Below are 24781 nucleotides of genomic sequence, written 5' to 3'. Positions count from 1 at the left end.
CGCGGCGTCATCACATCACGCCGTGATGCCGGAACCACGCGACGGCGCGCTTCCAGCCGTCTTCGGCATCCGCCTTCACGTAGCTCGGGCGGTAGTCGGCAAAGAACGCGTGGCCCGCGTCCGGGTACACGAGGATCTCCGAATCGCGCGCCGCCTTCGCGCCGGCGGCGAGACGCTCGCGCATCTGCGCGAGCGAGCTCTGCGGGATGCTGTCGTCCTTTCCGCCGTAAAGGCCGAGCGTCGGCGCTTTCAACTGCGCCGCATGATCGACGGGATTGAACGGCATCATCTCGTTCGTCTCCCCGATCACCTTGCCGTACCACGCGACTGCGGCACGCACGTCCGGATTGTGCTCGGCGAAAAGCCACGTCTGCCGGCCACCCCAGCAGAAGCCCGTCACGCCAAGCCGCGACAGGTCGCCGCCGTTCTTCCCCGCCCACCGGACCGTCGCGTCGAGATCCTCGATCACCTGACGATCAGGCACCTTGCTGACCACCTGGTCGATCAGTTCCTGGATCGACCGATACTTCGACGGATCGCCCTGGCGCGCATACAGGTCCGGCGCGATCGCCAGATAGCCGAGCTTCGCGAAGCGCCGGCAGATGTCGGCGATGTGCGCATGCACGCCGAACACCTCGTGGATCACGACGATCACCGGCAGGTTGCTCTTGCCGTCCGGCTGTGCGCGATAGGCCGGCACGCTCGCGTCGCCCGAGCGGATCTCGACGGTGTCGACATCGAGGCCCGCGGCATCGGTCGTGATCGTCTGCGCGGACACGGGCAGCACCGCCGCGGCGAACGTGCCGCCAAGCGCCGCCTTGACGAACTTGCGGCGGCTGAACGGAACGTGCGGAACTAGGCTGTCGACTTCGGGTTTCAACATGGATGCGCTCCTCTGCTCTCTTTGTCGCGCACGCGCGGCACACGCGACGGCGACATGAATTCGATCCGCGGCGGCCGGCGCGATGCAGTCGCGTCGCGGGTCGCCGCCCGCCCCGCCGAAGCGGAACCCGCACACGATGCCCAAAAACGCAAGGATGCGTCAACCTTTCGTCAGAAGTAAAAGCGGCGGCGATGCCGGACCGACTTTTTCGCATGGCGCATCGCAATGCGCTCAGCTGCGCCGGCGCATCGGCAACGCCGCATGACGCCGAGCGAAGATATGCGCACGCGCCGCTCGCGAGACACATTCGGCGGCCCGCGCCGCGCATCGCATGAGCGCATGCGCTTCAAACAAGCGACCGTCACGGCGCGCGCCCTTCGCACGCGGTTCGCATGCCGATTTCAGACGGTTCCGAAACAGGATCGCGCGCACCCGCCTCATTGACAGTCCTACGAATTGCGCGCGCCGTTTTTTCATTTCCCTTCGCATATCGAGATAAGTCTTCTCCGATACGCGTATTCCGGGAAAACATTGGATTGCAAAATAACCGCGATTGACCTCATGATGCACTGGCTGGCGCAACGCGCGCGACCCGGCGGGCTTCCCGCCGATACGGCAATCGCCGCGACAAGAAGACGCGCGGCATCGCGCGATGTCCGCGCGGCGGAGGCAACGCCGCCGCCGAAGCGTGCTCGATGACGCCACTCGACCGCGCATCGCGCCGACAACGACATGCAACGCCGACGAAGCACAACGAGGTTGGAATGAACAAGCCGACACGCCGCCCGACCACCGGTGATCTTTCCGACCGTCGCGAGCCGAATCGGCGGCGGCGCGCGCGCCGCTCGCCCGCGCGACAGCGCGGCTCGCTCGCCGTCATCGCGGCGATCGCGATCGGTGTCGTGATCGCCGCGCTCGGCGCGGTCGATCTCGGCAATCTGTTCTATCAGCGCCGCGCGCTGCAAAGCGTCGCCGACCTGGCCGCGCTCGCGGCCGCGCAGACGATGGACGACGGCTGCACGCAGCCCGCCGCCACCGCGCAATCGGCCGCGCTCGGCAACGGCTTCGACAGCGCCGCGTCGGGACAATCGATGACGGTCGTCTGCGGCAGATGGGACGTGAAGGACAACGCAGGCCCCAGCTTCTTCGCAGGCTCGGCGTCGGGCACCGCGGCCGGCAGCGATGCACAGCTCAATGCGGTCCAGGTGACGCTCACGCGTGTCGTGCCGTACTACTTCCTCGGTGCGCAGCGCACGGTCTCGGCGACCAGCACCGCGCAGGCGACCAACGTCGGCGCCTATTCGATCGGCACGACGCTCGCGCAACTGCAAGGCGGCGTCGTGAACGCGCTCCTCAACGGGCTGCTCGGCGCGAATCTGAACCTGTCGGTGCTGTCGTATCAGGGCCTCGCGAATGCGCGAATCCGGATCAAGGACCTGATGGCCGCCGCGAACGTCGGCACCGTGAACGCGCTGCTGAACACGCAGACGACCGTCCCGCAGCTCGCGAACTGGATGCTGACGGCGCTGTCGCAGACGTCGGTCGCGAACGCCGACTTGCAGACGAGCATCGGCGCGCTGCAGACGATCGTCAGCGCGAACGTCCCCGGCGGCCAAACCTTCACGATCGGCAGCACCGCGAATTCGACGGGTATCTTCTCGGTCGGCCTGTCCGACCCGCAAGCCGCGCTCGACGCCACGTTCAGCCCGTTCGACGCGCTTCTCGTCGCGGCCGAGATCGCAACCGGGCAAACGGCGTTCTCGCTCGCGAACGGGCTGAACGTCGGCGGGCTGAACGCGAGCCTGCAAGTGCAGATCATCCAGCCGCCCGTGCTCGGCATCGGCGAAGCAGGCATCGATCCCGCCACGAAAACGTGGCGCACGATCGCGCGCACCGCGCAGGTGCGGCTCTATCTGAACATCGGGCTCGGCACGGCGAACCTGCCGCTCGGCCTGCTCGGCGCGCTCGTGCCGGTGCAGGTGAACCTGCCGCTGTCGATGCAGATCGCGCCGGGCCAAGCGTGGCTGCAGTCGGCGAACTGCACGGCGTCGCCGTCGACTTGCGCGTCGGCGATCGGCGTGCAGACGGGCATCGCGAATCTGTGCGTCGGCGACACGCCGGCCAACCTGTCCGCGTCGCTGCCGTTCACCTGCTCGACGCCCGCGACGCTCGTCAACGTCGCGAACCTCGTGACGATCCAGTCGCTTGCGTCGCTCCCGGCCGACGTGCCTGCGAGCGAGACGCCCACGCTCACGTTCTACGGCACGACGGGCGGCTATCAGAGCACGAACTCGAACGGCGTCGGCAGCGTGCTTGGCAACGCGCTGTCGGGGCTCGGCACATCGCTGCAACAGACTCAGATATCGCTGATCGGCATCAGCCTGCCGCTCGACCCGATCCAGGCCGCGCTCGATTCGTTCCTGGGCGCCGTGCTGCCGCCGATGCTGTCCGGACTCGACGCCGCGGTCGTGCCGCTGCTGCAGTTGCTCGGCGTGCAGATCGGCGAAAGCACGATTCATGACATGTCGCTAACCTGCGGGGTGTCGCAGCTCGTCTATTGACGCCGCGCCGACGGGCGATGCAGCGCTTGGCGACGGAGAAGCGGCGAACTCGGGCCGACTCCGCGCCGATCATCGAGGCATGGCGACGGCGGGCGCGTCCGCGATCGATCCGGCCGTGCGGCACGAAGTCGTCGAACCAAGCACACGGATCGTGTGTCGCGTCGAACGTCGAACGTCGAACGTCGAACGTCGAACGTCGAACGTCGAACGTCGAACGTCGAACGTCGAACGTCGAACGTCGAACGTCGAACGTCGAACGTCGAACGTCGAACGTCGAACGTCGAACGTCGGCATGGCCGCGCCACGCCGACGCTAGTGCAACTTCACGCGCGGCAGCGTCGAACGCCGCAGCCAATGCGCGACCGTGTCGAGCACCATCCGCGGATAACCATGCAGCGCCGCGACGTGCAGCCGATACAGCGACATGTACATGAAGCGCGCGAAAAGCCCCTCGATCAGCATGTTGCCGCCGATCAGCCCGCCCATCAGATTGCCGACCGCGCTGAAGTGCCCGAGCGACACCAGCGAGCCGAAATCGCGATAGGTGAATTCGGGCAGCGGCCGGCCTTCGAGCCGGCTTGCGAGCGCGCGCAGCATGAAGCTCGCCTGCTGATGCGCGGCTTGCGCGCGCGGCGGCACGTTACGCTCGTGGCCCGGCCACTCGCAGCCCGCGCAATCGCCGAGCGCGAATACGTTCGGGTCGGTTTCGGTCTGCAGCGTGCGGCGCACGATCAACTGACCGAGCTTGTTCACTTCGAGGCCGTCGAGCCTCGCGAGCACCGAGGGGGCCTTGATGCCCGCCGCCCACACCGTCAGGTCGGCCCGCACGCTCTTGCCGCTCGCCGTGCGCACGACGCCCGGCGCGACCTCGGTCACGCGCTCGCCGAGCATCAGGCGCACGCCGAGCTTCTCGAGCAGCTCGGCGGTCGCCGTCGACACACGCTCCTGCAACGCCGGCAGGATACGCGGCCCCGACTCGATCAGCACGATGCCGACGTCGTGCCGCGGATCGAGCTTGTGCAGCCCGTACGCCGACAGCACCTGCGCGGTGTTGCGCAGCTCGGCGGACAGCTCGACGCCCGTCGCACCTCCGCCGACGATCGCGACCTGAATGCGTGGCCCGGCCAAGGCCGGCGAGGCCGACGGCGCCGCCGCATCCGCCGGCCCGGCTGCAACGGCGGGCTGCACGGCGGGCTCCACGGGCTGATGCTCGGCGCGCATGCACGCGGCAATCAGGCGCTTGCGGAACCGCTCCGCCTCCGCCACCGTGTCGAGCGCGATCGAATGCTCCTGCGCGCCCTGCACGCCGAAATAATGCGTCGTGCTGCCGATCGCGATGACGAGCGTGTCGTATTCGAGCTCGCGCTGCGGCAGCAACTCGGCGCCGTCGTTGTCCGCGACGGGCGCGAGCGTCACGCGCCGCGACGCGCGGTCGAGCGAGATCAATTCGCCCTGGTGGAATTCGAAACCATGCCAGCGCGCCTGCGCCGCGTATTCGAGCTCCTGCGTGAACGGGTCCATGCTGCCCGCCGCCACTTCGTGCAGCAGGGGCTTCCAGATATGGGTCGGGTAACGGTCGACGAGCGTCACGAGCGCGCGCGCGGGACGATTGCCGCGCGCCCCATAGCGGTCACCGAGACGGGTCGCCAGTTCGAGCCCGCCCGCTCCGCCGCCGACGATGATGAAACGATGCATCCGATTCCCCTTACGATTCGAGACTGCCTGCGGTCACGGCGGCGAGCGCGCCAGCGTTCGCCGCCAATCGACATCCTAACTAGTTCGGACATTTTAGGCACGCGAGCGCCTTGGCGCCGAACGCATCCGTACTCGACGGATACGGCAACGCCTGTCTTTGCATTGTCCCGGAGTTTGTGTGACGACCGCAAGCGCTCATATTCGATCGACCGAGAAAGCGGCGAAGCGGCGACGAAGCGCGATACGATGGAAACGGTACGCACCGTGCACGATCCACGGCGCATACCCGCGGCGCAAAAGCCGCGCGGGCGGCCCGTCAGTGCGCCTCTTCCCAGTTCTCGCCCGCGCCGACCTCGGCGACGAGCGGCACCTTCAGTTTCGCGACGCCGCACATCATCTCGGGCAGCTTCTCGCGCACGATCGACAGTTCGCTTTCCGGCACCTCGAGCACGAGTTCGTCGTGCACCTGCATGATCATCCGCGCGCGCAAGCCGCCGCGTTCGAGCCAGTCGTCGACCGCGATCATCGACAGCTTGATCAGATCGGCGGCCGTGCCCTGCATCGGCGCGTTGATCGCCGCGCGCTCGGCGGCCTGCCGGCGCGGCCCGTTGCCGCCGTTGATCTCGGGCAGCCACAGGCGGCGGCCGAACACCGTCTCGACGTAGCCCTTCTCCTTCGCGCGCGCGCGCGTTTCCTCCATGTAGCGGGCAACGCCCGGATAGCGAAGGAAGTAGCGGTCGATGTAGAGCTTCGCCGCATCCCGCGTGATGCCGAGATTAGACGCGAGGCCGAACGAGCTCATTCCATAGATCAGGCCGAAGTTGATCACCTTCGCGATGCGCCGCTGATCGGACGTCACTTCGAGCGGCGTCACGCCGAACACCTCGGCCGCGGTCGCGCGGTGAATGTCCTCGCCGTGCGCGAACGCGCGCAGCAGCGACTCGTCCTCGGAAATGTGCGCCATGATGCGCAGTTCGATCTGCGAATAGTCGGCCGACACGATCTTGCTGCCCGGCGGCGCGATGAACGCCTCGCGGATGCGCCGCCCTTCCGCCGTGCGCACCGGAATGTTCTGCAGGTTCGGATCATTCGAAGCGAGCCGCCCCGTGACCGCCACCGCCTGCGCATAGTTCGTGTGCACGCGGCCCGTGTTCGGGTTGACCATTCGCGGCAGCTTGTCGGTGTAGGTCGACTTCAGCTTCGACAAGCCGCGATGCTCGAGCAGCAGCTTGGGCAGCGGATAGTCCTCGGCTAGCTTTTGCAGCACCTCTTCGTCGGTCGACGGCGCGCCGCTCGGCGTCTTCTTGACGACGGGCAGTTGCAGCCGCTCGAAGAAGATCTGGCCGATCTGCTTCGGCGAGCCGAGATTGAATTCGCCGCCCGCAAGCCCGTACGCCTGCTGCTCGAGCTCGATGAGCCGCGTCGCGATCTCGCTGCTCTGACGGCCCAGCCGGTCGCTGTCGATCAGCACGCCGGTGCGCTCCATCTTGCGCAGCACGAGCGACACCGGCATCTCGATGTCGCGATACACGCGCGAGAGACCCGGCTCGCGCGCGATCTGCGGATACAGCGCGTGATGCAGCTGCAGCGTGATGTCCGCGTCCTCGGCCGCATATTCGGACGCCTGCTCGAGCGGCACCTCGTCGAAGCCGATCTGCTGCGCGCCCTTGCCCGCGACATCCTCGTACTTGATCGTCCTCACGCCGAGATGGCGCAGCGCGAGACTGTCCATGTCGTGCGTGCGGTGCGATTCGAGCACGTACGACTCGAGCAGCGTGTCGTGCTCGATGCCGTTCAGCGCGATCCCGTAGTTCGCGAGCACCTGCGCATCGTATTTCAGATGCTGGCCGAGCTTCTTCTTGCTCGCATCCTCGAGCCACGGCGTGAGCTTCGCGAGCACCTCGTCGCGCGGCAGTTGCGCGGGCATGTCGGGGCCGCGATGCGCGACCGGCACGTACGCGGCGTGGCCCGGCTCCACCGAGAACGACAGGCCGACGATTTGCGCGAGCATCGGATCGAGCGACGTCGTCTCGGTATCGAACGCGGTCAGCTCGGCCGCGGAAATCTTCGCGAGCCACGCGTCGAACTGCTCCCACGTCTGCACGGTCATGTAATCGCGCGCCATCGCAAGCGGCAGCTCGGCCGGCGCGCCGCCCGCCGGGTCTTGCGCCGCGCCGGCCATAGCGGCCGCGGCGGCCGCGCCGTTCGCGGCGGGCTCGCTGTCGAGCTCGCGCAGCCACGTCTTGAAGCCGTACGTCGAGAAGATCTCGCGCAGCGCGTCGCGGCCCTCGCCGTCCGTCGCGAGCGACGCGTCGAACGATTCGACGTGCGGCGCGAGCTCGCACGCCGTCTCGACCGTTACGAGCTTGCGAGCGAGCGGCAGGAAATCGAGCGCGCGGCGCAGGTTGTCGCCGACGACGCCCTTGATCTCGCCGGCATGCTCGACGACGCCGTCGAGGGAGCCGTACTGCGTCAGCCACTTGACGGCCGTCTTCGGCCCGCACTTCTCGACGCCCGGCACATTGTCGACGGTGTCGCCGATGAGCGACAGGTAATCGACGATCCGCTCCGGCGGCACGCCGAACTTCGCAAGCACGCCGTCGCGATCGAGCGCCTCGTTCGTCATCGTGTTGATGAGCGTGACGCGATCGGTGACGAGTTGCGCGAGGTCCTTGTCGCCCGTCGATACGATCACGTTCATGCCGTGCTGTTCGGCCCGCTTCGCGAGCGTGCCGATCACGTCGTCGGCCTCGACGCCCTCGATCATCAGGAGCGGCCAGCCGAGCGCGCGCACGGCCGAGTGGATCGGCTCGATCTGCAGCGCGAGATCGGGCGGCATCGGCGGGCGGTGCGCCTTGTAATCGGCGTACAGATCATCGCGGAAAGTTTTGCCCTTGGCGTCGAACACGCACGCGCTATACTCTGCACTGACATCCTTGCGCATGCGGCGCAGCATATTGATGATTCCGTAGAGCGCTCCGGTCGGCTCCCCGCCAGGGCCGCGCAAATCAGGCATCGCATGGTAAGCCCGATACAGATAGCTTGAACCGTCAACCAATAGCAGGGTCTTACCTTCCAGATTTCGTTCTTCAGGCATTATGAATAAGAGAAAAGTGATTCCGAGTCTGCGTTCGCTCGCAGATCAAGAACGCGCGACGGCGAAGAAGGCCCGCGCTTCGTGGCAGATGTTCACGATTATGGCAGAGTTTATCGAGGCGACCGAGTACCTGTCCGAGATCCGCCCTGCCGTCAGCATCTACGGTTCCGCGCGCCTGAAGCCGGATTCGCCGCACTACAAGCTCGCCGTGCAAATCGCGCGCAAGCTGTCCGACGCGGGCTTCGCCGTGATCTCGGGCGGCGGCCCGGGCATCATGGAAGCGGCGAACAAGGGCGCGCACGCCGGCAAGGCGCCGTCCGTCGGCCTGAACATCGAGCTGCCGCACGAGCAGGCCGGCAACCACTTCCAGGACATCTCGCTGCGCTTCCGCCATTTCTTCACGCGCAAGGTCACGTTCGTGAAGAATTCGGACGCGGTGATCGTGATGCCGGGCGGCTTCGGCACGCTCGACGAGTTGTCCGAAGTGCTCACGCTGATCCAGACGAAGAAGTCGCGCCTCGTGCCGATCGTGCTCGTCGGCAGCGAGTTCTGGAGCGGCCTGCTGCAGTGGTTCCGCGACCAGATGATCCCGATGGGCCTCATCAATCCGGACGACATGAACCTGATGAAGGTGATCGACGATCCGGACCAGGTGCTCGAAGCGGTGCTCGCGTTCTACGAGGATCGCGGCGAGGAAACCGAGGAATCGCATCCGCCGCGCCCCGAAGAGGACCGGATGTTCTATCTGTAACGGCACGCGCGCGGCGGCCGCAGCGGCGCGCCGCACATCACCGCACGGGCGGAGCCGACGAGGCGTCCGCCCGTTTTTTCTCGTGCGCCGCGATGGCCGAAAACCACGTTGAGACACGGCGGCGCTCGCTGAGCATTACCGTTCATTTCACCCGTCGCGACGCGAATGTCAAATTCGGCGCGCGACGCGTCGCGAAGCGGCGCATGCGCCGACCGGATTGTCAAACGAAGCGCTCCCCTCACCCGTTCTCGCCCACCGCGCACGAACGCGCCGTTACAAAACCACACGCCAATTAATCCGCCGCACCGCCACACTTCGTCCTGCAGTGCGCCCGTCGAAACGGACGCGGCGGGTTCGGGGGCTCGGCCCCCGCGCACGTCGGAATGGGCGCACATTTCAACTCGTGAGGAAAAGAACATGAAACGCTCGTTGATCGCCTTTGCATTGACCGGTATCGGTGTCGCGCTGTCGGGCGCGGCGCACGCAGTGACCGTCAACATCGGCAGACCCGCGCCTGTCGTCGCCGCACCGGCGGCCGCTCCCGTCGTCGGATGGCACGGCGACCGCTACTGGGACGGCAAGCGCTACTGGCAGCGCCGTGAGTGGGACGAACGCAATCGCTCCCGCAACGCCTGCCCGCCGGGACATGCGAAGAAGGGCAAGATGTGCTGATGCGCCGCGAGTGAATCGTAAAACAGAAAGGCCGTCCATGATCGGATCATGGACGGCCTTTCCGCTTTCCGCGCTTCGCTCGATCGCCGCAGCGGCGCAGCGGCGCAGCGGCGCAGCGGCGCAGCGCTATTGAAACGCCACTTCCGCAAAGCTGCGCAGCTTGCGGCTATGAAGCCGATCGAGACCGTTCGTGCGGAGGATCTCCATCGCCTTCACGCCGATCTGCAAATGCTGATCGACTTGCCCACGATAGAACTGATCGGCCATCCCGGGCAGCTTCAGCTCGCCGTGCAGCGGCTTGTCCGATACGCACAGCAGCGTGCCGTAAGGCACGCGGAAGCGAAAGCCGTTTGCGGCGATCGTCGCGCTTTCCATGTCGAGCGCGATCGCGCGGCTCTGCGACAGCCGCTGCACCGGCTCGCGATGGTCGCGCAGTTCCCAGTTGCGGTTGTCGACGCTCGCGACAGTGCCCGTGCGCATCACGCGCTTGAGCTCGACGCCCTCGAGCTGCGTCACCTGCGCGACTGCGCGCTCGAGGGCGACCTGCACTTCGGCGAGCGCCGGAATCGGCACCCACAGCGGCAGATCCGCGTCGAGCACGTGATCCTCGCGGACATAGCCGTGCGCGAGCACGTAGTCGCCAAGGCGCTGCGTGTTGCGCAGCCCGGCGCAATGGCCGAGCATCACCCACGCATGCGGACGCAGCACCGCGATGTGATCGGTGATCGTCTTCGCGTTCGACGGCCCGACGCCGATGTTGACCATCGTGATCCCGCTGCCGTCCGCGCGCTTCAGGTGATACGCGGGCATCTGCGGCGCGCGCGGCGGCGGCGTGCCCTCGCTCGCCTCGTCGCCGAGGTTCGCGTTGTACGTGATCACGTCGCCCGGCTCGACGAACGCCGTGTATTCGCTGCGGTACGCGCGCACCTCGGGATCGGCGCTCGCCGACATCATCGTGCGGCCGAGCTTCACGAATTCGTCGATGTAGAACTGATAGTTCGTGTAGAGCACGTAATTCTGGAAATGCGTCGGCAGCGTCGCCGTGTAGTGGCGCAGCCGATGCAGCGAGAAATCGACGCGCGCCGCCGTGAAGAGCGCGAGCGGATGCGGCTCGCCCGGCGCGGGCTCGTATGTGCCGTTGACGATCCGGTCGTCGAGGTATGCGAGATCCGGCGTGTCGAACACGTCGCGCATCGCGACGAGACGGTCGCGGTCGAGGTCGCCTTCGAGGTGAATCCCTTCGGAGAACGCGAAGTGAACCGGAATCGGCTGCGCCGACACGCCGACTTCGATCCGCACGTGATGGTTCTTCGCGAGCAGGCGCAATTGCTCGCGGTAGTAGTTCGCGAACAGGTCCGGACGCGTGACGGTCGTCTCGAACACGCCCGGGCCGGCGACGAAGCCGTATGAGCGGCGCGAATCGATGTGCGTGTTGACGTCGGTGCGGATGCGCACGAACGGATAGCACGCGCGCACGCGCTCGTCGAACGAATTGTCGCGTCGATAGCGCGCGAACGCGTCGCGCAGGAACGCGGCGTTCGTCTCGTAGATCTCGGAGAGCCGCTCGACGGCGGCGATCGGGTCGTCGAACGCTTCGACGGACGGACTGCCCGGCGTATGCATCCGGGAACGGCGGTTGGGATCGTTCTTCATGGAGCTGTGCCTCTTCTGATCGCTTCGACATTATCACGGAACCCGCTCGCGCGGCCGATGCCCATCGCGGCGGCGAGGCCGCCCTCGCATCGCCGAACGGCATCGGCATGACGCCGGTATTTGCTAAAATCGAACGGTTCAATGGGAGAAACACGATGAAGCCGCTCCTTTTCGCCGCCGCCCTGACGGCATTCGCTCTCGTCGGCACCGCCCGCGCCGCCGACGCCGCCCAGGCGGCCGCCGACGCGAAGGCCCAGGCCGCGGCCAACGAGGCAGCCGGGCTGCCCGATCTCACGAAGATCAACCGCCCCGGCGCAGAAGTGACGTCGAAGGTCGAATTCAACGACGTGCAGCGCACGCCGAGCTTTCACGCAAAGAGCAAGAACGGCACCGAAGTCACCGAATTCCGGGATCGCGGCAAGCCGGTCGAGATCAACGTGAAGTCGAACTTCGGCACCCGCTATCAGATGAGCGCGTCGCCCGACACGTCGCCGCGTCCACACGACGCCGGCGTGCCGGTCACCCGCCTTCCGTCGGTCAACCTGCGCTATTGACGCACCGCCGGCGCCTCGCGGCGCCGGCAGCCTTCCGCCCTTTTTGCGACACCGGCGCGCCGCCGGCCCGCCAACCTGAACCGACGTTTCCTGCATGGCCGTTTTCACCGCAGTTTCCGACGCTGACCTCGCACTCTGGATGCGCCACTACGATCTCGGCGACGTTGTCGCGTTCCGCGGCATCCCGTCCGGCATCGAGAACAGCAACTTCTTCCTGACGACGACGCACGGCGAATACGTGCTCACGATCTTCGAGAACCTGACGGCCGGGCAACTGCCGTTCTACATCGATCTGATGAGCCATCTCGCGAAGCACGGCGTGCCCGTGCCCGCGCCCGTCGCGCGCGACGACGGCACGCTGTTCGGCGAACTGCACGGCAAGCCGGCCGCAATCGTCACGAAGCTCGAAGGCGCGGCGGAGCTCGCGCCGGGCATCGAGCACTGCGTCGAAGTCGGCCAGATGCTCGCGCGCATGCACCTCGCGGGCCGCGACTATCCGCAGCATCAGCCGAACCTGCGCAGCCTGCCGTGGTGGCGCGACGCGGTGCCCGCGATCGTGCCGTTCATCACGGGCGAGCAGCGCGCGCTGCTGGAAGGCGAGCTCGCGCACCAGGCCGCGTTCTTCGCATCGGACGATTACGCGGCGCTGCCGGAAGGCCCGTGCCATTGCGACCTGTTCCGCGACAACGCGCTCTTCGCGCATGCGGCGCCGGACACCGGCCACTCGGTGCGGCTCGGTGGCTTCTTCGATTTCTACTTTGCCGGCTGCGACAAATGGCTGTTCGACGTCGCGGTGACGGTCAACGACTGGTGCGTCGATCTGTCGACGGGCGCGCTCGACGCCGGGCGCGCCGACGCGCTGCTGCGCGCGTACCAGACGGTGCGCCCGTTCACCACGGGCGAGCGCCGCCACTGGGGCGACATGCTGCGCGCGGGCGCGTACCGTTTCTGGGTATCGCGCCTGTATGATTTCCACCTCCCCCGCGCCGCGCAGATGCTCAAGCCGCACGACCCGGGCCATTTCGAACGCATCCTGCGCGAACGCATCGCGCACGCGGGCGCGCTCCCCGAGACCCACGCATGCAACTGATCGAAGTCTCCGCCAAGACCGGCTACGTGTGGTTCCGCCAGGGCATCTGGCTGTTCCGGCGCAATCCGCTCGCGTTCGTCACGCTGTTCTTCACGTACCTGCTCGCGATGATGCTGGTGTCGCTCGTGCCCGTGATCGGCGCGGCGCTGCCGCTCTTGCTCATTCCCGGCATCGCGGTCGGCTTCATGGCGGCGTGCCGCGACACGATCGCCGGCAAGCAGGTGCTGCCGACGATCCTGATCGACGGCTTCCGCTCGTACGGCCCGATCGTCACGCAGCGGTTGCTCACGCTCGGCGGGCTCTACATCGTGTCGATGGCGGCCGTGTTCGCGTGCTCGGCGCTCGGCGACGGCGGCACGCTGCTGAAGATCATGTTCGGCCTCGGCGCCGAGAACCTCGGACCGGACGCGCTCGAATCGCCGGGCTTCAAGATCGCGGCGCTGATCGCGGCTGCGCTGTACGCGCCGGTCGCGATGATGTTCTGGTTCGCGCCGGTGTTGACCGCATGGCACGACGTTCCGCCCGTGAAAGCGCTATTCTTCAGCGTCGTGAGCTGCTGGCGCAACAAGGGCGCGTTCACCGTCTACGGGCTGCTGTGGTTCGCGCTCGCGCTCGGCGTGTCGTTCGGGCTCGCCGCGCTGATGCAGGCGCTCGGCGCCAGCGCGTATGCGCTCATGGTGATGATGCCGGCATCGATCGTCATCACCGCGATGCTTTACTGCTCGTTCTACGCAACCTATCGCGGCTGTTTCGGCGTGCAGGAGCCGGGAGCGCCGAAGCTGCCGAACACCTCCGATCGATGAGCGCACCGGCGGGAAGCGCAGCGGCGGGCGCGCAAGAGCAAGGACGTCCCGCATAGGTCATCGCGCGGCTCCGAATCGCCGGCAGGCTGCGACGGACGCGTTAGCGAGGAAAGCGCCGCGAATGCGGCGCTCAAATGAGGAAATCGGCGAATCGCCGACAGCGTCCCCGCATTGCAACGGACGCACTCCGCCGCATGAAGTGGCATCTTCGCAGGGTCGTCTCCCATCGTTTCCGCACGCTCCCGGATCGGACATGCGCTCCGTCGCCGCCCGCTGCGGCGCATTCGCACCCGGCCATGCGTCGTCCATCGGGACCGGCGCCGCCGGTCTCGCCGCGATCAGGCTCGAAACCGCTGCCGCCGCGGCGGATCACCCCGGTTCGTCGATCTCCCTTTCTTGATCGTCCGCCGCCTCTCGCCAATCGACTCGCCAAGGCGCAAAATCATTCGCACACGAATCTTTTGCGCCTTACCGAAAATCTCGCCATGAACGACTCGCCGGCCTTCCCGCTCACGCTCGACGATCAACTCTGCTTCGCGCTCTATTCGACGTCGCTCGCGATGACGAAGGCGTACAAGCCGCTGCTCGACAAGCTCGCGCTCACCTATCCGCAGTACCTCGCGATGCTCGTGCTGTGGGAATCCGACGACATGGCCGTCAAGGACATCGCCGCGCGGCTCAGCCTCGATCCCGCGACAGTCACGCCGCTTCTAAAACGCCTGGAAGCGCTTGGCTACATCGAGCGTGTGCGCGACACGAACGACGAGCGAGTCGTCCATGCCCGGCTCACCGCCGAGGGCGCGGCGCTCAAGCACAAAGCCCGGTCCGTGCCCGCCGAGCTGTTTTGCGCGATGCGTCAGACGCCGGATTTCCTGATCCGGCTGCGCGAGGATCTGACTCGGTTACGGCAAGCGTTGACCGACGCCGACCACGCCTGACCGACCTTCGTCCTTCATTCGAAGAATCGCGCCCGCGAAAATTAATTTGCACACTAATTATTGGCACGCTATATTTCCACCGTGGCCGGGCATTGTGATTCGTCGAGGCCCATTCCTCTCACATAACAGGAGTCCAGCATGAACATTCTGTACAAGACGGCGGCAACGAGCACCGGCGGCCGCGATGGCCGCGCGACATCCCACGATCAGAAGCTCGACGTGAAGCTCTCCGCGCCGCGTGAACTGGGCGGCGCGGGCACCGAAGGCACGAACCCCGAGCAGCTCTTCGCCGCCGGCTATTCGGCGTGCTTCCTGAGTGCGATGAAGTTCGTCGCGGGCCAGAACAAGCAGACGCTGCCCGCGGACACGACGGTCACCGCTGAAGTGGGCATCGGCCCGAACGAGGAAGGGGGATTTGCGCTCGACGTCGAACTGCGCGTTGCGCTTCCCGGGCTCGACACGACGGCTGCAAAGGCGCTCGTCGATCGCGCGCATCAGGTGTGCCCGTACTCGAATGCGACACGCAACAACGTCGCGGTGCGCCTCGTCGTTGCGTAACGGCAGCGCGTAAGGGCCGCAATGACAAAAAGGGCGTGCCGACTCCGGTCGGCACGCCCTTTTTCAATTTGATGAATTTATGCGTATAAATTCAGTATGTGCTTAACGCGAAATTACGCACGATCGAGTGCGGCTTCGCGATCGAGCTTGCGCATGCGAAATTCGAGATCGTACAGATCGGACGCGCCAGCGAGATACGCATCGGCGCGTTCCTTCGCGCGTTGCTCGGGCGACTTCGTCAGAAAAAGGAACAGGCGGCTCAGCAGGTACATGATCGGTCACTCCAATCCAAGGGTTTTCTCTTAGGTATTTACCCGCATTATAGGGAAAACCCTGGGTCGATGCCAACCGTTCGCGAGCGGACGTCGTTACGACGCGACAGTCGCTCGCGCGCGAGACGCGAAGAAAGACCAGATCAATTCACTTGCGTCCGGGCCGGACGCCGAGTGGAACGGCACACTGTCGTCGCCGCCGGCCCACGCGTGCGCAAGGCCGCGCACCCGGCAGAGGCGCACGACCGATTCCCCGTCGCAACGGTAGTCGATCGTGCGCGCATCGGCGGTACGCGTCTCGAAGCGCTCGACGCCTGCGGGATTGCCGTCGACATCGGCGAAACCGTTCAGCCTCAGAAACTGGACGGCAAGCTCGTCCGCGTTCTTCGGCACGACGACGCGATCGTCGTCGCCGTGCACGATGAGGGCCGGCATCCCCGGATGCGAGCCCGGCTCGACGAGCGCATCGACGACAACCGCCGGATTGCGGTGCAGGCCGCGGCGCATCACGTCCATCGCGGTGATCCCGGAATGCGCATCGCCGAATGCCGGCCCCGAATGAAGCGCCACGGCCGCGAAGCGCTGAGGGAAGTGCAGCGCGAGCAGCGACACGAGCCCCGCCCCCGCCGACAGGCCTGCCGCATAGACGCGCGACGCGTCGAAGCCGCGCTCGGCGACGAGCGCGTCGACGAGCGCGACGACCGCCTGCGCTTCGCCTCGCCCGCCGTGCGTGGTGTCCTCGTACCAGTGCCAGCACCCGTGCGCGTGCGCGCTGAGCGACTGCTCCGGATAGAGCACGGCGAAGCCGTAGCGGTCCGCGAGCAGGTTCATCCGCGTGCCCTGCGAGAACTGATCCATGTCCTGCTTGCAGCCGTGCAGCATCACGACGAGCGGCAGACCGGCCATCTTCGCGCCGGACGGCACGTACAGCCCGTATTCGAGATGCTTGACGAAGCGCCCGAACGCGGGCGGCAGCGGGTGGTCGGCACGAATCCATTCGCCGCCCGCCCATGCGGCCGCGCGCGGTCTCACGCGCGATTCACGCGCGACGGACGGAGCCGGCTCGGCCGGCGTCGCGACGGAAGCGGCGGCGGCCGCAGCCAGGGTTTCAACGAACGGCCAGTCGGCCGCCATCTTTTGGCCAGCTTTCAGGGCGGACTTCGATGTCCGCCCGTTCGGCATGTGCAGCATGCGTTTCACACCGCCCAGCCAGAATTTCGTCAGACTTTTGGTCATCGGTCGGGGCTCGCAGTCAGAGATTAGGGGCACCTCGATGGGCGCGATCGTCTTGATTTGTGCAATGCACAATAACACTGTTTCTGGGATTCATCCTGACACTCGATAGTTCCCCGCCGGCTTCCGATCCGAGCACGGCACGCGACGACCGGTATACTGGGCGCTCGCGCTTGTCTTCGTTGTAGTCGCTATTTCCGGCTCATGCGTTAAGCAAGTATCCCGCATTCCCCGTACTGCCCGCAGCCCCGATGTTCGATTTGCCGCCCCGTCTGTGGATTTCGATCACCGCCCTAGGCGGTGCCGGCCTGACCTTGCCGCTTGCCGTCACGATCGCCGTCTGGCTCGCGCTCAGCTATTCGCCTCGTCGCGCCGCCGCATGGCTCGCCGTGCTTGGCGGCGCGATCGGCGTCGTCGCACTCACGAAAATCGCGTTCCTCGGTTGGGGCATCGGCGTGCGTGCATGGAATTTCACAGGCTTCAGCGGCCACGCGATGCTGTCGACGTCGGTCTATCCCGTCGCGATGTTCCTCGCGCTCGCCCGCGCGAAGCCGGCCGTGCGTATCGCGGGCATCGTCGTCGGGCTCGCTGCGGGGGTGGCCGTCGGGCTGTCGCGCGTCGCTCTCGATGCGCATTCGCCGTCCGAGGCGGTCACGGGCTGCGTGGTCGGCGCGCTCGCCGCGCTGTCGTTCATAGTCGGCTCCTGGCGGGCGACGCCGCATCGCTGGTCGGCGCCCGCCGTCGCGACGAGTCTCGTGGCCGTCACGATCGCGCTGCACGGCGTCACCGTGCCGTCGCATCGCTGGGTCACCGCGGTCGCACTGCAGCTCTCCGGTCACGAACGGCCGTATGTGCGGGCGCGCTGGAAGGCGAATCCGAACTACCGGCCCGCGTCGCGGCCGGCTCAGCAGCAGACACTCGGCTTGCCCACGGCCATCAAGCACGCGTAAGGGCGGCCGATAGCCTGCTGAGGCGCACCGGCCCTAGGGGCCGCCGACGTGCGCGCTCCACGACGCCTGCGGGCTAGGTATTTCAGCGAGTCAAGGGCCCGCCTTTCCGCCTTTCCGCCTTTCCGATCCTTCGATCCTTCAATCCGCCAATCACCAACCCATTGCCCGCTCCTCTCGAGCCCAACTCCCGCGCCCCCGCCTCGCTGCGGCGTCATGCAGCACCAGCACAGTTCCGAAACCCGATCCGTTATAACCTCGCGTATATTACGATTACGGCTTTCGTCCACGTCACTGTTTCCCGCCATGCCCGCTCCCGTCCGCTCCGCCCGCCGCCTGTTCCTGCGTCTCGCCACGCTGTCCGCGCTCGTCGTCGGCTTCGCCGCGCCGGCCGCGCATGCCGCCGACGAACTCGTCGTGTCGGCCGCGGCGAGCCTGACCAACGCGTTCAAGGCGGTTGGCGACGCATACGAGAAGCAGCATCCGGGCACGAAGATCCTGTTCAACTTCGGCGCGTCCGACGTGCTGATGCAGCAAATCGCGAAAGGCGCGCCGGCCGACGTATTCGCTTCGGCCGACCAGAAAGCGATGGACCGCGCGGCCGCCGAACGCGTGATCGCCGACGGCACGCGCCGTGACTTCGCCGCGAACTCGCTCGTGCTGATCGTGCCCGCCGACAGCCGCGCGACGTTCGGCTCGCTGCGCGATCTGAGCGCGCCCGCCGTGAAGCGCGTCGCGTTCGGCGATCCGGCGTCGGTGCCCGTCGGCCGCTACACCGAGGGCGCGCTGAAGGCGGCCGGCGTGTGGAACGACGTCAGCGCCAAGGGCGTGCTTGCCGCGAACGTGCGCCAGAGCCTCGACTACGTCGCGCGCGGCGAAGTCGAAGCGGGCTTCGTGTTCGGCACCGACGCGGCCGTGATGCCCGAGCGCGTGAAGGTCGCGCTGACCGTCCCCACGCAAACGCCGATCACCTATCCGATCGCGGTCGTCAAGGACAGCCGGCATGCGGCCGCCGCGCAGGGCTTCGTCGCGTTCGTGCTGTCGCCTGCCGGCCAGGCGGTGCTCGCGAAGTACGGCTTCAGGCCGGCCGCGAACGGCGCGAGCGCCGCGAACTGATCGGAATACGCGATGCACGACGCCTGGGTTCCGCTGCTGCTGTCGTTGAAGGTCGCCGGCTGGGCGACGGCGCTCGATCTCGTGCTCGGCGTCGCGACGGGCTACGCGCTCGCGCGCTGGCGCTCGGGCGCGCGCGACGTGATCGATTCGCTGCTGACGCTGCCGCTCGTGCTGCCGCCGACGGTGCTCGGCTATTACCTGCTCGTGCTGCTCGGACGGCGCGGCGTGCTCGGCGCGCGGCTCGACGAGCTCGGCATCCAGCTCGTGTTCACGTGGCAAGGCGCGGTGATCGCGTCGATGGTCGTCGCGTTTCCGCTGATCCTGAAGTCCGCGCGCGCCGCGTTCGAGGCGGTCGATCCGCAGCTCGAGCGCGCGGCGCGCACGCTCGGCATCAGCGAAGCCGGCATTTTCTTTCGCGTGACGCTGCCGCTCGCCGCGCGCGGCATTCTCGCGGGCGCGCTGCTCGCGTTCGCGCGCGCGCTCGGCGAATTCGGCGCGACGCTGATGATCGCCGGCAACCTGCCCGGACGCACGCAGACGCTGTCGGTCGCGGTCTACGCGGCCGTGCAGGCGGGCGACGACGCAACCGCGAACTTCCTCGTGCTCGTCACGTCCGCGACCTGCGTGCTGATCCTGCTCGTCGCGGGGCGGCTCGTGCCGCAGCGCGCGCTCGTCGGAGCGAGATGAGATGAGCCTCGTCGTCGACATCCGCAAGACGCTCGTCACGCCCGAGCGGCACTTCACGCTCGACGTGTCGTTCGCGTCGAACGCGCAGCGCATCGTGCTGTTCGGGCCGTCCGGCGCGGGCAAGAGCCTCACGCTGCAGGCGATCGCCGGACTGCTCACGCCCGACCGGGGCACGATCTCGATCGGCGGCGACGCGCTGTTCGACGATGCGCGCGGCATCGACGTGCCGACGCAGGCCCGCCGCGTCGCCTACCTGTTCCAGGACTACGCGCTGTTTCCGCATCTGAACGTCCGGCAGAACCTCGCATTCGGGCTGAAGCGCGGCTGGCGCAATCCGCGCGAGAAGGAGTTGCCCGACGACGCCGCGTACTGGTTGCGCGCGTTCGAACTCGAAGCGCTGGCGGGGCACTATCCGGCGCAGTTGTCGGGCGGACAGAAGCAGCGCGTCGCGCTCGCGCGCGCACTGATCGCGCAGCCGCGAATCCTGCTGCTCGACGAGCCGTTCTCGGCGCTCGACGTCGCGATGCGCCAGCGGATGCGCCGCGAGCTGACCGACTTGCAGATGCGGCTCGATATTCCGATGGTGTTGATCACGCACGATCCGGACGACGTCGCCGCATTCGGCGATCAGGTCGTGCGGCTTCAAGAAGGGCGCGTGCTGCCCGATACGCCGGTCGCCGAATGGATGACGACCGTGCGGTGACGATCGCAACGCTCGTCGCGTCGAATCGGTTCGCGGCCTTGGGGCCGGCGGCGGCAAGCCGGTGTGGCGGGCGCGCCGCCGCCGATGATCCGCGACCCGGCGGGCAGCAAGCCGCGACGGCCCCGACTCACGCATGCCGCGCCGCCGCCATTCGCCGCGCCGTTCGTTCCGCCCGCGCCTCGCGTCACGATTTGCCGATCATGCGCGCAAGCCGACGCGAGCCGACGCACCGTCCATGCCCGAATCGAAGATGAAAAAGCCGGCATCGAGCCGGCTCCGCTACGCCGTCGCTGCGCCCGCGCCGAACGCCGCCCGGCGGGCACGGCCGAGGCATCATCCGTTGACCGCGAGAATCACGCTCGACGCCTTGAACGCGGCCACCGCGCTCACGCCCTTCGCGAGCCCGAGCGCGTCGACGCTGTCGTTCGTGACGATCGCCGCGAGCGTCATGCCGCCGTCGAGCGCAAGCAATACCTCGCTGTTCACGGCGCCGCGCGTGACTGTCTCGACGACACCGTGCAACTGATTGCGCGCCGACAACCTGAGCAGCGAGCCGTCCTCGACCGCGAGCACGACCCACGACGCCTTCACGAGCGCGCATGCGTCGACGCCCGGCGCAAGCCCCAACTCCTGCGTGCTCTCGTGCGTCACCACGGCCGTGATCGTGTGCTCGCCCGGCAGCGCGAGCAGCACCTCGTCGTTCACCGCGCCGTGCTTGATCGCCAGAACCTTGCCGAACAACTGGTTGCGTGCGCTCGTCTTCATGCCGATTCTCCCGATAAGTTCCCAATTGCCCTCGAAGCCCTCGACCGCCGCGCTCGCCGCGTCGATGAAGCGCCGATGCTCGCGCTCGATCGCGCGAAACGCCGCGATCAGCGCGGTCGCGCGCGGCGTGAGCGCCGTGCCGCCACCGCCCTTGCCGCCCGTCGAGCGCAGCACGAGCGGCTCGCCCGCGAGGTTGTTCATCGTGTCGATTGCGTCCCACGCGCCCTTGTAGCTGAGGCCGACCGCCTTCGCCGCGCGCGTGATCGATCCGGTCTCGCCGATCGCGGCAAGCAGCGCGATGCGAGCCGCGCCGCCGAGCGTCTCGCCGCCCGCGCGCAGCCACAGCTCGCCGCGCAGCGCGAGCGGCTCACGCGCGGCGCATGCATCGGAACGGGAGGAAGACGAATCGGCTGTCATCGGCGCGGCGAAGCAAGACGGGAGGCCATTATAGTCACGCCTTTCTGCCGCCGATCTTCGGCACGCGCATCCCGCGCAGCATCTGCTCGCCCGCCTCCGCCGCGTAGCGCTGCGCCGCCGCGCCGTAGCCGCGCGCGAAACCGAGCTGATATGGCGGCGCGGAGAGCCGCTCGAGGCAGCGCAACGCAACGGCCGCGTCGTTCGCGTCGCCGAGCGCGTTCTGCAAGCGCGCGAGCAGCCGCACCGTGTCTTCGCGGGTGCGGCGCGACGCGAGCGACGAGAAGAACTCCAGCGCGTAACGCAGCCGCTTCGCGTCGATCCGCACGCGGTGACGCGCGGCCGCGTCGAGCGTCGTCAGGCGCCCCGCGCCGTACAGATGGCCGAACAGCCGGCTCACGCGCTTCGCCGCATGCCGCTTGAGCGACGGCGCCTTGCCGCGCGCCGGGTCGTCCTCCCCGAGCGAAAACAGGCTCAGCCATTCGAGCCACGCGAACACGAGCCGCGTGTAGCGCGCGGTGCCGAGCGCCTGCCGCAACTCGGCGCGCGCCGCGTCGCCCTGCGCGCGCGCGGCATCGAGCGTGCCCGCCCACGCGGCCTCGTCACTGTCGGCGGCGGCGAGAGCGGGCAGCGTCGACGTCACGCACACGTCCCAGTCGCGCACCGCGCCGAGCATTCCAGCGAGCCAGCGGATATCGCCGGAGAACGCGTCCTTCCAGGCCTCATCGGCATAGCGCGGGAAAAGTCGCACGAGCGTGCGCAGCCGGCGCAGCGCGACGCGCATCTGATGGACGAATTCCGGGTCCGCCATGTCGCGCGCGCCGGCTTCGTTGCCGAGCCACTGCGCGGTCACGCCGCAGCCGAGCGCGAAGAACGCCGCGCGCTGCGTGCGCATCGTCGACAAGTCGACCGGCTGCGCCTTGGCGGGCGAGCCGGCCGCGTCCGGCGCGTCGCCCATGCACGCGCGGTCGAGAACGCTCGCCGTCGCCAGCGATGCCGGCCACGCGCCGCTCAGCTCGCGGGCCGCGTTGAAGAGCGCGCGCAACGCGGCGGCGCGCGCGCTGGAATCGTCCGGGTCGGCCACCGCGAGACGCAATTCGCAGACGCGCGATGAGGCGGCGCGAGCGGCTTCGGACGAAGCGGCGGCCGGCGCGAATGCGATGTCGTCGAGCGTCAGCTCGACATCGATGCCGTCCGCGTCGAGCCAGCGTCCGCGCCGCCGATCGGCGACGAAGCCGTACGCCGGCCCGTAGGGGGATCGCGATTCGGGGAACGCAGCGCGGCCGGCGGCGAAACCGGGCATCGGGGCAGAATCGGCCGACTGGGCCGCGGATTCGGCGAAAACGGAAGCCGCAGTGGATGCGGAAGGTCGTGAGTCTCCGCCCGCATCGGTTGCGCCGGAAGCGTCCGATGCAACGGACGCACCCGCCGCCGGCGTCGCGACGCGCACGTCGCCGCGATAGTCGTCGAGACGCTCGCGCACCATCACGCCCGGCACGAACGGATGGCAACGCACCGCGAGCGCGCGCCGTGCCTGCGCGGTCGTTTCGATCCAGGTTTGCCAGCGACCGCCGTCGTCAGGCTCGGCCTCGACGAATCGGCACGGCTCGATCGTCACGCGCTCGTGCCCGCGCCGCATCTTCACCGGCGGACAGATCCGCCATGCCCGCGCGAGCTCCGCGCCGAGATCGCGCGCCCGCGCCCGCGCTCCGCGACCGGCTTGCCAGCCCTGCAGCGGAAAGTCCAATACGATTTCCAGAACGCGCGCCATGGAAGCTCCGGCGTAGGTCGGGCCGCCCGCCGCGCGCCCCGCGCGCGTCGACGGACGCCGACGTTCTCCATAGTACACGGCCCTTTTTACAGCCAATGAGGCAGAACGCCGCGCGCGAACGAGCGAATCGCCCGCGCGCCGCGTCTGAACCCGTCATGCCGGCTTGTCAGCCTTCAGCCGTCCGGGCGGCCCGAGCGCGCCGAGTGTCAGCTCACATACTGCGCGATGCCGTTGCCGAACGACCAGTCCTCCTTGAGCACCTCGACGAGGCTGATGAAAACGTCCTCGCGGCGCACGCCCGGACGTTCGGCGAGATGCTCGGCGATCAGCCGGTACAGCTCGCGCTTCTGCTCGAGCGTGCGCGTGTTGTTCGCGGTGATCTGGATCATCACCAGATCGTCGCTGCGCGCGATCCCGAGATAGTCGCGACCATAAAAGAAATTATCGGCGCTGTGCTCGGTCACGGTCATGAAAATATCGTCGACGGGCACATCGAACGCGCGCTGCAACGCGCGATGAACGCCCTCCGACAGCGCCCGGCGGTATTCGGCGGACTTGCCTTCGCGCAATGCGATACGGGTGAACGGCATCGTGTTTCTCCTTGACGGTTGGGACACGCATGCAGCTTAGGGCTCGCCATCTATAATAAACAGACATCAATGAATATTTCATTCATTTTCATTTGAAATGAAATCACTCGATCTCGACGCCGTTCGCGCGTTCGTGCTCGTCGCCGACCTCGCGAGCTTCACGCGCGCCGCCGACGCGCTCGGCACCACGCAATCGGCCGTCAGCCTGAAGCTCAAGCGGCTCGAAGCGCAGCTCGGCAAGCCGCTCCTCGAACGCACGCCGCGGCGCGTGACGCTCGCCGCCGTCGGCGCCGCGTTCCTGCCCGCCGCACGCGAGCTGCTCGATGCGCACGAGCGCGCGCTCGCCGCGCTGTCGGCCGGGCAGCGCAGGCTCGTGATCGGCGTCAGCGAGCACGTCGCGGTGCCGGATCTGCCCGCCGTCCTCACCGGACTGAACCGGCACGATCCGGGGCTCGTGCTCGAGATGCACGTCGGGATGTCGGCCGGGCTGCTCGCGCAGTACGACGAGCGCCGGCTCGACGCGGCATTCGTGCGCCACGAGCCGGGCGAAGACCCGCCGCGCGACGACGCGACGCTGCTCTTCACCGAGCCGCTTGCGTGGCTTGCCGCGCCCGCCTGGGCGCCGCGCGCGGATGAGCCGCTGCCGCTCGCGGTGCTGGCGGGCCCGTGCGGCGTACGCGCGGCCGCGCTGCGCGCGCTCGAGCGCGCCGGCGTGCGGTGGCGCGAGCGCTTCACGGGCGGCGGCGTCGCGGCCGTCGCGGCGGCCGCCGCCGCGGGTCTTGCGGTGTGTCCGCTGGCCCGGCGCGTCGCGCCGCGCTCACTCGTCGACGTCGGGGCTCGCCTCGGTCTGCCCGCGCTGCCCGATTCGCAAGTCGCGCTGTATTCGCGGGTGCGCGACGCGCGCTCGCTCGACACGCTGCGGCGCTTCGCCGACAGCCTGGCCGGGCCGGCGCAATCGGCCGGACGCGAGTAAACTGTCGGGTTTTCGTCTGCCGATTCGCCGCCTTTCGTGCGGCTTTCGCCCGCTT

Annotated in this window: 24 protein-coding genes; 14 read left to right on the top strand and 10 right to left on the bottom strand. The window is 67.8% G+C overall.

Annotation, left to right across the window (positions count from 1 at the left end):
* Window positions 1–10: 10 nt before the first annotated feature.
* A complete protein-coding gene (locus BTH_RS03165) occupies window positions 11–883 on the bottom strand; it encodes a dienelactone hydrolase family protein (protein ID WP_009895729.1) in 873 nt (290 codons plus the stop codon).
* A gap of 764 nt (window positions 884–1647) precedes the next feature.
* Between BTH_RS03165 and BTH_RS03160 the strand changes: the two genes are divergently transcribed.
* Complete coding sequence (locus tag BTH_RS03160; protein WP_009895724.1) at window positions 1648–3444, top strand: TadG family pilus assembly protein; 1797 nt, start codon at window positions 1648–1650, stop codon at window positions 3442–3444.
* 312 nt (window positions 3445–3756) lie between these two features.
* Here BTH_RS03160 and BTH_RS03150 read toward each other — a convergent pair whose 3' ends face one another.
* Window positions 3757–5139 carry an NAD(P)/FAD-dependent oxidoreductase gene (locus BTH_RS03150; protein ID WP_009895722.1) on the bottom strand — a complete coding sequence of 461 codons (1383 nt, stop codon included), beginning with the start codon at window positions 5137–5139 and terminating at the stop codon, window positions 3757–3759.
* Between the two features lie 316 nt (window positions 5140–5455).
* Window positions 5456–8236 (bottom strand): DNA polymerase I, encoded by a 2781-nt coding sequence (polA, locus tag BTH_RS03145; RefSeq protein WP_009895720.1) that lies wholly within the window; start codon window positions 8234–8236, stop codon window positions 5456–5458.
* Between the two features lies 1 nt (window position 8237).
* Here polA and BTH_RS03140 point away from each other — a divergent pair, with 1 nt between their 5' ends.
* Window positions 8238–8987, top strand: a complete 750-nt coding sequence (locus tag BTH_RS03140) for a TIGR00730 family Rossman fold protein (protein ID WP_009895718.1) — start codon at window positions 8238–8240, stop codon at window positions 8985–8987.
* On the opposite strand, the gene BTH_RS34250 is transcribed toward BTH_RS03140, so the two are convergent.
* A complete protein-coding gene (locus tag BTH_RS34250) occupies window positions 8978–9406 on the bottom strand; it encodes a hypothetical protein (RefSeq protein ID WP_154660025.1) in 429 nt (142 codons plus the stop codon). The genes BTH_RS03140 and BTH_RS34250 overlap by 10 nt on opposite strands.
* Here BTH_RS34250 and BTH_RS03135 point away from each other — a divergent pair.
* Window positions 9405–9659: a hypothetical protein gene (locus BTH_RS03135; protein WP_009895716.1), complete on the top strand. Its 255-nt coding sequence runs from the start codon at window positions 9405–9407 to the stop codon at window positions 9657–9659. The genes BTH_RS34250 and BTH_RS03135 overlap by 2 nt on opposite strands.
* Window positions 9660–9785: 126 nt before the next feature.
* Here the strand turns inward: BTH_RS03135 and BTH_RS03130 are convergent, their stop codons facing one another.
* Complete coding sequence (locus BTH_RS03130) at window positions 9786–11312, bottom strand: AMP nucleosidase (protein WP_011400957.1); 1527 nt, start codon at window positions 11310–11312, stop codon at window positions 9786–9788.
* Window positions 11313–11467: 155 nt separating this feature from the next.
* Here BTH_RS03130 and BTH_RS03125 point away from each other — a divergent pair, with 155 nt between their 5' ends.
* From BTH_RS03125 to BTH_RS03105, 6 genes are all read left to right on the top strand, one after another.
* Window positions 11468–11866, top strand: coding sequence for a hypothetical protein (locus BTH_RS03125; protein WP_009895711.1), 399 nt, complete (start codon window positions 11468–11470; stop codon window positions 11864–11866).
* A 94-nt stretch (window positions 11867–11960) separates the two neighbouring features.
* Entirely contained in the window at window positions 11961–12956 is a 996-nt protein-coding gene (locus tag BTH_RS03120; RefSeq protein ID WP_009895710.1) for a homoserine kinase, read from the top strand.
* Entirely contained in the window at window positions 12947–13759 is an 813-nt protein-coding gene (locus BTH_RS03115; protein WP_009895708.1) for a BPSS1780 family membrane protein, read from the top strand. Before BTH_RS03120 ends, BTH_RS03115 begins: the two co-directional genes overlap by 10 nt.
* A 253-nt stretch (window positions 13760–14012) precedes the next feature.
* Window positions 14013–14159 (top strand): hypothetical protein, encoded by a 147-nt coding sequence (locus BTH_RS34245; protein ID WP_154660024.1) that lies wholly within the window; start codon window positions 14013–14015, stop codon window positions 14157–14159.
* 85 nt (window positions 14160–14244) lie between these two features.
* On the top strand, window positions 14245–14697 hold the full coding sequence (locus BTH_RS03110; RefSeq protein WP_009895706.1) for a MarR family winged helix-turn-helix transcriptional regulator: 453 nt from the start codon (window positions 14245–14247) through the stop codon (window positions 14695–14697).
* Window positions 14698–14835: 138 nt separating this feature from the next.
* Window positions 14836–15255 (top strand): organic hydroperoxide resistance protein, encoded by a 420-nt coding sequence (locus BTH_RS03105; RefSeq protein ID WP_009895704.1) that lies wholly within the window; start codon window positions 14836–14838, stop codon window positions 15253–15255.
* Window positions 15256–15368: 113 nt separating this feature from the next.
* Here BTH_RS03105 and BTH_RS03100 read toward each other — a convergent pair whose 3' ends face one another.
* A complete protein-coding gene (locus BTH_RS03100; RefSeq protein ID WP_004190391.1) occupies window positions 15369–15527 on the bottom strand; it encodes a DUF3563 family protein in 159 nt (52 codons plus the stop codon).
* 96 nt (window positions 15528–15623) lie between these two features.
* Complete coding sequence (locus tag BTH_RS03095) at window positions 15624–16763, bottom strand: extracellular catalytic domain type 1 short-chain-length polyhydroxyalkanoate depolymerase (protein WP_009895692.1); 1140 nt, start codon at window positions 16761–16763, stop codon at window positions 15624–15626.
* A 248-nt stretch (window positions 16764–17011) separates the two neighbouring features.
* Between BTH_RS03095 and BTH_RS03090 the strand changes: the two genes are divergently transcribed.
* The 4 genes from BTH_RS03090 (at window position 17012) to BTH_RS03075 (ending at window position 20213) form a co-directional block, all read left to right on the top strand.
* Window positions 17012–17710 carry a phosphatase PAP2 family protein gene (locus BTH_RS03090; RefSeq protein ID WP_009895691.1) on the top strand — a complete coding sequence of 233 codons (699 nt, stop codon included), beginning with the start codon at window positions 17012–17014 and terminating at the stop codon, window positions 17708–17710.
* Between the two features lie 303 nt (window positions 17711–18013).
* Window positions 18014–18823: a molybdate ABC transporter substrate-binding protein gene (gene modA, locus BTH_RS03085; protein ID WP_009895689.1), complete on the top strand. Its 810-nt coding sequence runs from the start codon at window positions 18014–18016 to the stop codon at window positions 18821–18823.
* A 12-nt stretch (window positions 18824–18835) separates the two neighbouring features.
* Window positions 18836–19510: a molybdate ABC transporter permease subunit gene (gene modB, locus BTH_RS03080; protein ID WP_009895687.1), complete on the top strand. Its 675-nt coding sequence runs from the start codon at window positions 18836–18838 to the stop codon at window positions 19508–19510.
* A 1-nt stretch (window position 19511) separates the two neighbouring features.
* Window positions 19512–20213, top strand: a complete 702-nt coding sequence (locus BTH_RS03075) for an ATP-binding cassette domain-containing protein (protein WP_009895685.1) — start codon at window positions 19512–19514, stop codon at window positions 20211–20213.
* Window positions 20214–20546: 333 nt separating this feature from the next.
* Here BTH_RS03075 and BTH_RS03070 read toward each other — a convergent pair whose 3' ends face one another.
* The 3 genes from BTH_RS03070 to BTH_RS03060 form a co-directional block, all read right to left on the bottom strand.
* Window positions 20547–21395: a TOBE domain-containing protein gene (locus BTH_RS03070; protein WP_009895684.1), complete on the bottom strand. Its 849-nt coding sequence runs from the start codon at window positions 21393–21395 to the stop codon at window positions 20547–20549.
* Window positions 21396–21429: 34 nt separating this feature from the next.
* The gene (locus BTH_RS03065) at window positions 21430–23163 is read right to left on the bottom strand and encodes a CHAD domain-containing protein (RefSeq protein ID WP_009895683.1); all 1734 of its coding nucleotides are present in this window, start codon (window positions 23161–23163) and stop codon (window positions 21430–21432) included.
* A gap of 206 nt (window positions 23164–23369) precedes the next feature.
* Window positions 23370–23753: a tautomerase family protein gene (locus BTH_RS03060; protein ID WP_009895682.1), complete on the bottom strand. Its 384-nt coding sequence runs from the start codon at window positions 23751–23753 to the stop codon at window positions 23370–23372.
* A 97-nt stretch (window positions 23754–23850) separates the two neighbouring features.
* On the opposite strand from BTH_RS03060, the gene BTH_RS03055 reads away from it, so the two are divergent.
* On the top strand, window positions 23851–24726 hold the full coding sequence (locus tag BTH_RS03055; protein ID WP_009895680.1) for a LysR family transcriptional regulator: 876 nt from the start codon (window positions 23851–23853) through the stop codon (window positions 24724–24726).
* The last annotated feature ends 55 nt before the right edge of the window (window positions 24727–24781 follow it).

Source organism: Burkholderia thailandensis E264 (assembly GCF_000012365.1).
GTDB classification, from domain to species: domain Bacteria; phylum Pseudomonadota; class Gammaproteobacteria; order Burkholderiales; family Burkholderiaceae; genus Burkholderia; species Burkholderia thailandensis.
Note: the sequence above shows the minus strand (reverse complement) of the source record. Positions and strands in the feature narration are given on the sequence as shown.

Coding starts and splice junctions, on each gene's coding strand:
- BTH_RS03065 (WP_009895683.1), bottom strand. CDS start 23,163: ATGGCGCGCGTTCTGGAAATCGTATTGGACTTTCCGCTGCAGGGCTGG.
- BTH_RS03140 (WP_009895718.1), top strand. CDS start 8,238: ATGAATAAGAGAAAAGTGATTCCGAGTCTGCGTTCGCTCGCAGATCAA.
- BTH_RS03120 (WP_009895710.1), top strand. CDS start 11,961: ATGGCCGTTTTCACCGCAGTTTCCGACGCTGACCTCGCACTCTGGATG.
- BTH_RS03115 (WP_009895708.1), top strand. CDS start 12,947: ATGCAACTGATCGAAGTCTCCGCCAAGACCGGCTACGTGTGGTTCCGC.
- BTH_RS03150 (WP_009895722.1), bottom strand. CDS start 5,139: ATGCATCGTTTCATCATCGTCGGCGGCGGAGCGGGCGGGCTCGAACTG.
- BTH_RS03090 (WP_009895691.1), top strand. CDS start 17,012: ATGTTCGATTTGCCGCCCCGTCTGTGGATTTCGATCACCGCCCTAGGC.
- BTH_RS03110 (WP_009895706.1), top strand. CDS start 14,245: ATGAACGACTCGCCGGCCTTCCCGCTCACGCTCGACGATCAACTCTGC.
- BTH_RS03165 (WP_009895729.1), bottom strand. CDS start 883: ATGTTGAAACCCGAAGTCGACAGCCTAGTTCCGCACGTTCCGTTCAGC.
- BTH_RS03095 (WP_009895692.1), bottom strand. CDS start 16,763: ATGACCAAAAGTCTGACGAAATTCTGGCTGGGCGGTGTGAAACGCATG.
- modA (WP_009895689.1), top strand. CDS start 18,014: ATGCCCGCTCCCGTCCGCTCCGCCCGCCGCCTGTTCCTGCGTCTCGCC.
- BTH_RS34250 (WP_154660025.1), bottom strand. CDS start 9,406: ATGTTCTTTTCCTCACGAGTTGAAATGTGCGCCCATTCCGACGTGCGC.
- BTH_RS34245 (WP_154660024.1), top strand. CDS start 14,013: ATGCGCTCCGTCGCCGCCCGCTGCGGCGCATTCGCACCCGGCCATGCG.
- BTH_RS03105 (WP_009895704.1), top strand. CDS start 14,836: ATGAACATTCTGTACAAGACGGCGGCAACGAGCACCGGCGGCCGCGAT.
- BTH_RS03070 (WP_009895684.1), bottom strand. CDS start 21,395: ATGACAGCCGATTCGTCTTCCTCCCGTTCCGATGCATGCGCCGCGCGT.
- BTH_RS03130 (WP_011400957.1), bottom strand. CDS start 11,312: ATGAAGAACGATCCCAACCGCCGTTCCCGGATGCATACGCCGGGCAGT.
- BTH_RS03135 (WP_009895716.1), top strand. CDS start 9,405: ATGAAACGCTCGTTGATCGCCTTTGCATTGACCGGTATCGGTGTCGCG.
- polA (WP_009895720.1), bottom strand. CDS start 8,236: ATGCCTGAAGAACGAAATCTGGAAGGTAAGACCCTGCTATTGGTTGAC.
- BTH_RS03075 (WP_009895685.1), top strand. CDS start 19,512: ATGAGCCTCGTCGTCGACATCCGCAAGACGCTCGTCACGCCCGAGCGG.
- BTH_RS03160 (WP_009895724.1), top strand. CDS start 1,648: ATGAACAAGCCGACACGCCGCCCGACCACCGGTGATCTTTCCGACCGT.
- BTH_RS03055 (WP_009895680.1), top strand. CDS start 23,851: ATGAAATCACTCGATCTCGACGCCGTTCGCGCGTTCGTGCTCGTCGCC.
- BTH_RS03100 (WP_004190391.1), bottom strand. CDS start 15,527: ATGTACCTGCTGAGCCGCCTGTTCCTTTTTCTGACGAAGTCGCCCGAG.
- BTH_RS03060 (WP_009895682.1), bottom strand. CDS start 23,753: ATGCCGTTCACCCGTATCGCATTGCGCGAAGGCAAGTCCGCCGAATAC.
- BTH_RS03125 (WP_009895711.1), top strand. CDS start 11,468: ATGAAGCCGCTCCTTTTCGCCGCCGCCCTGACGGCATTCGCTCTCGTC.
- modB (WP_009895687.1), top strand. CDS start 18,836: ATGCACGACGCCTGGGTTCCGCTGCTGCTGTCGTTGAAGGTCGCCGGC.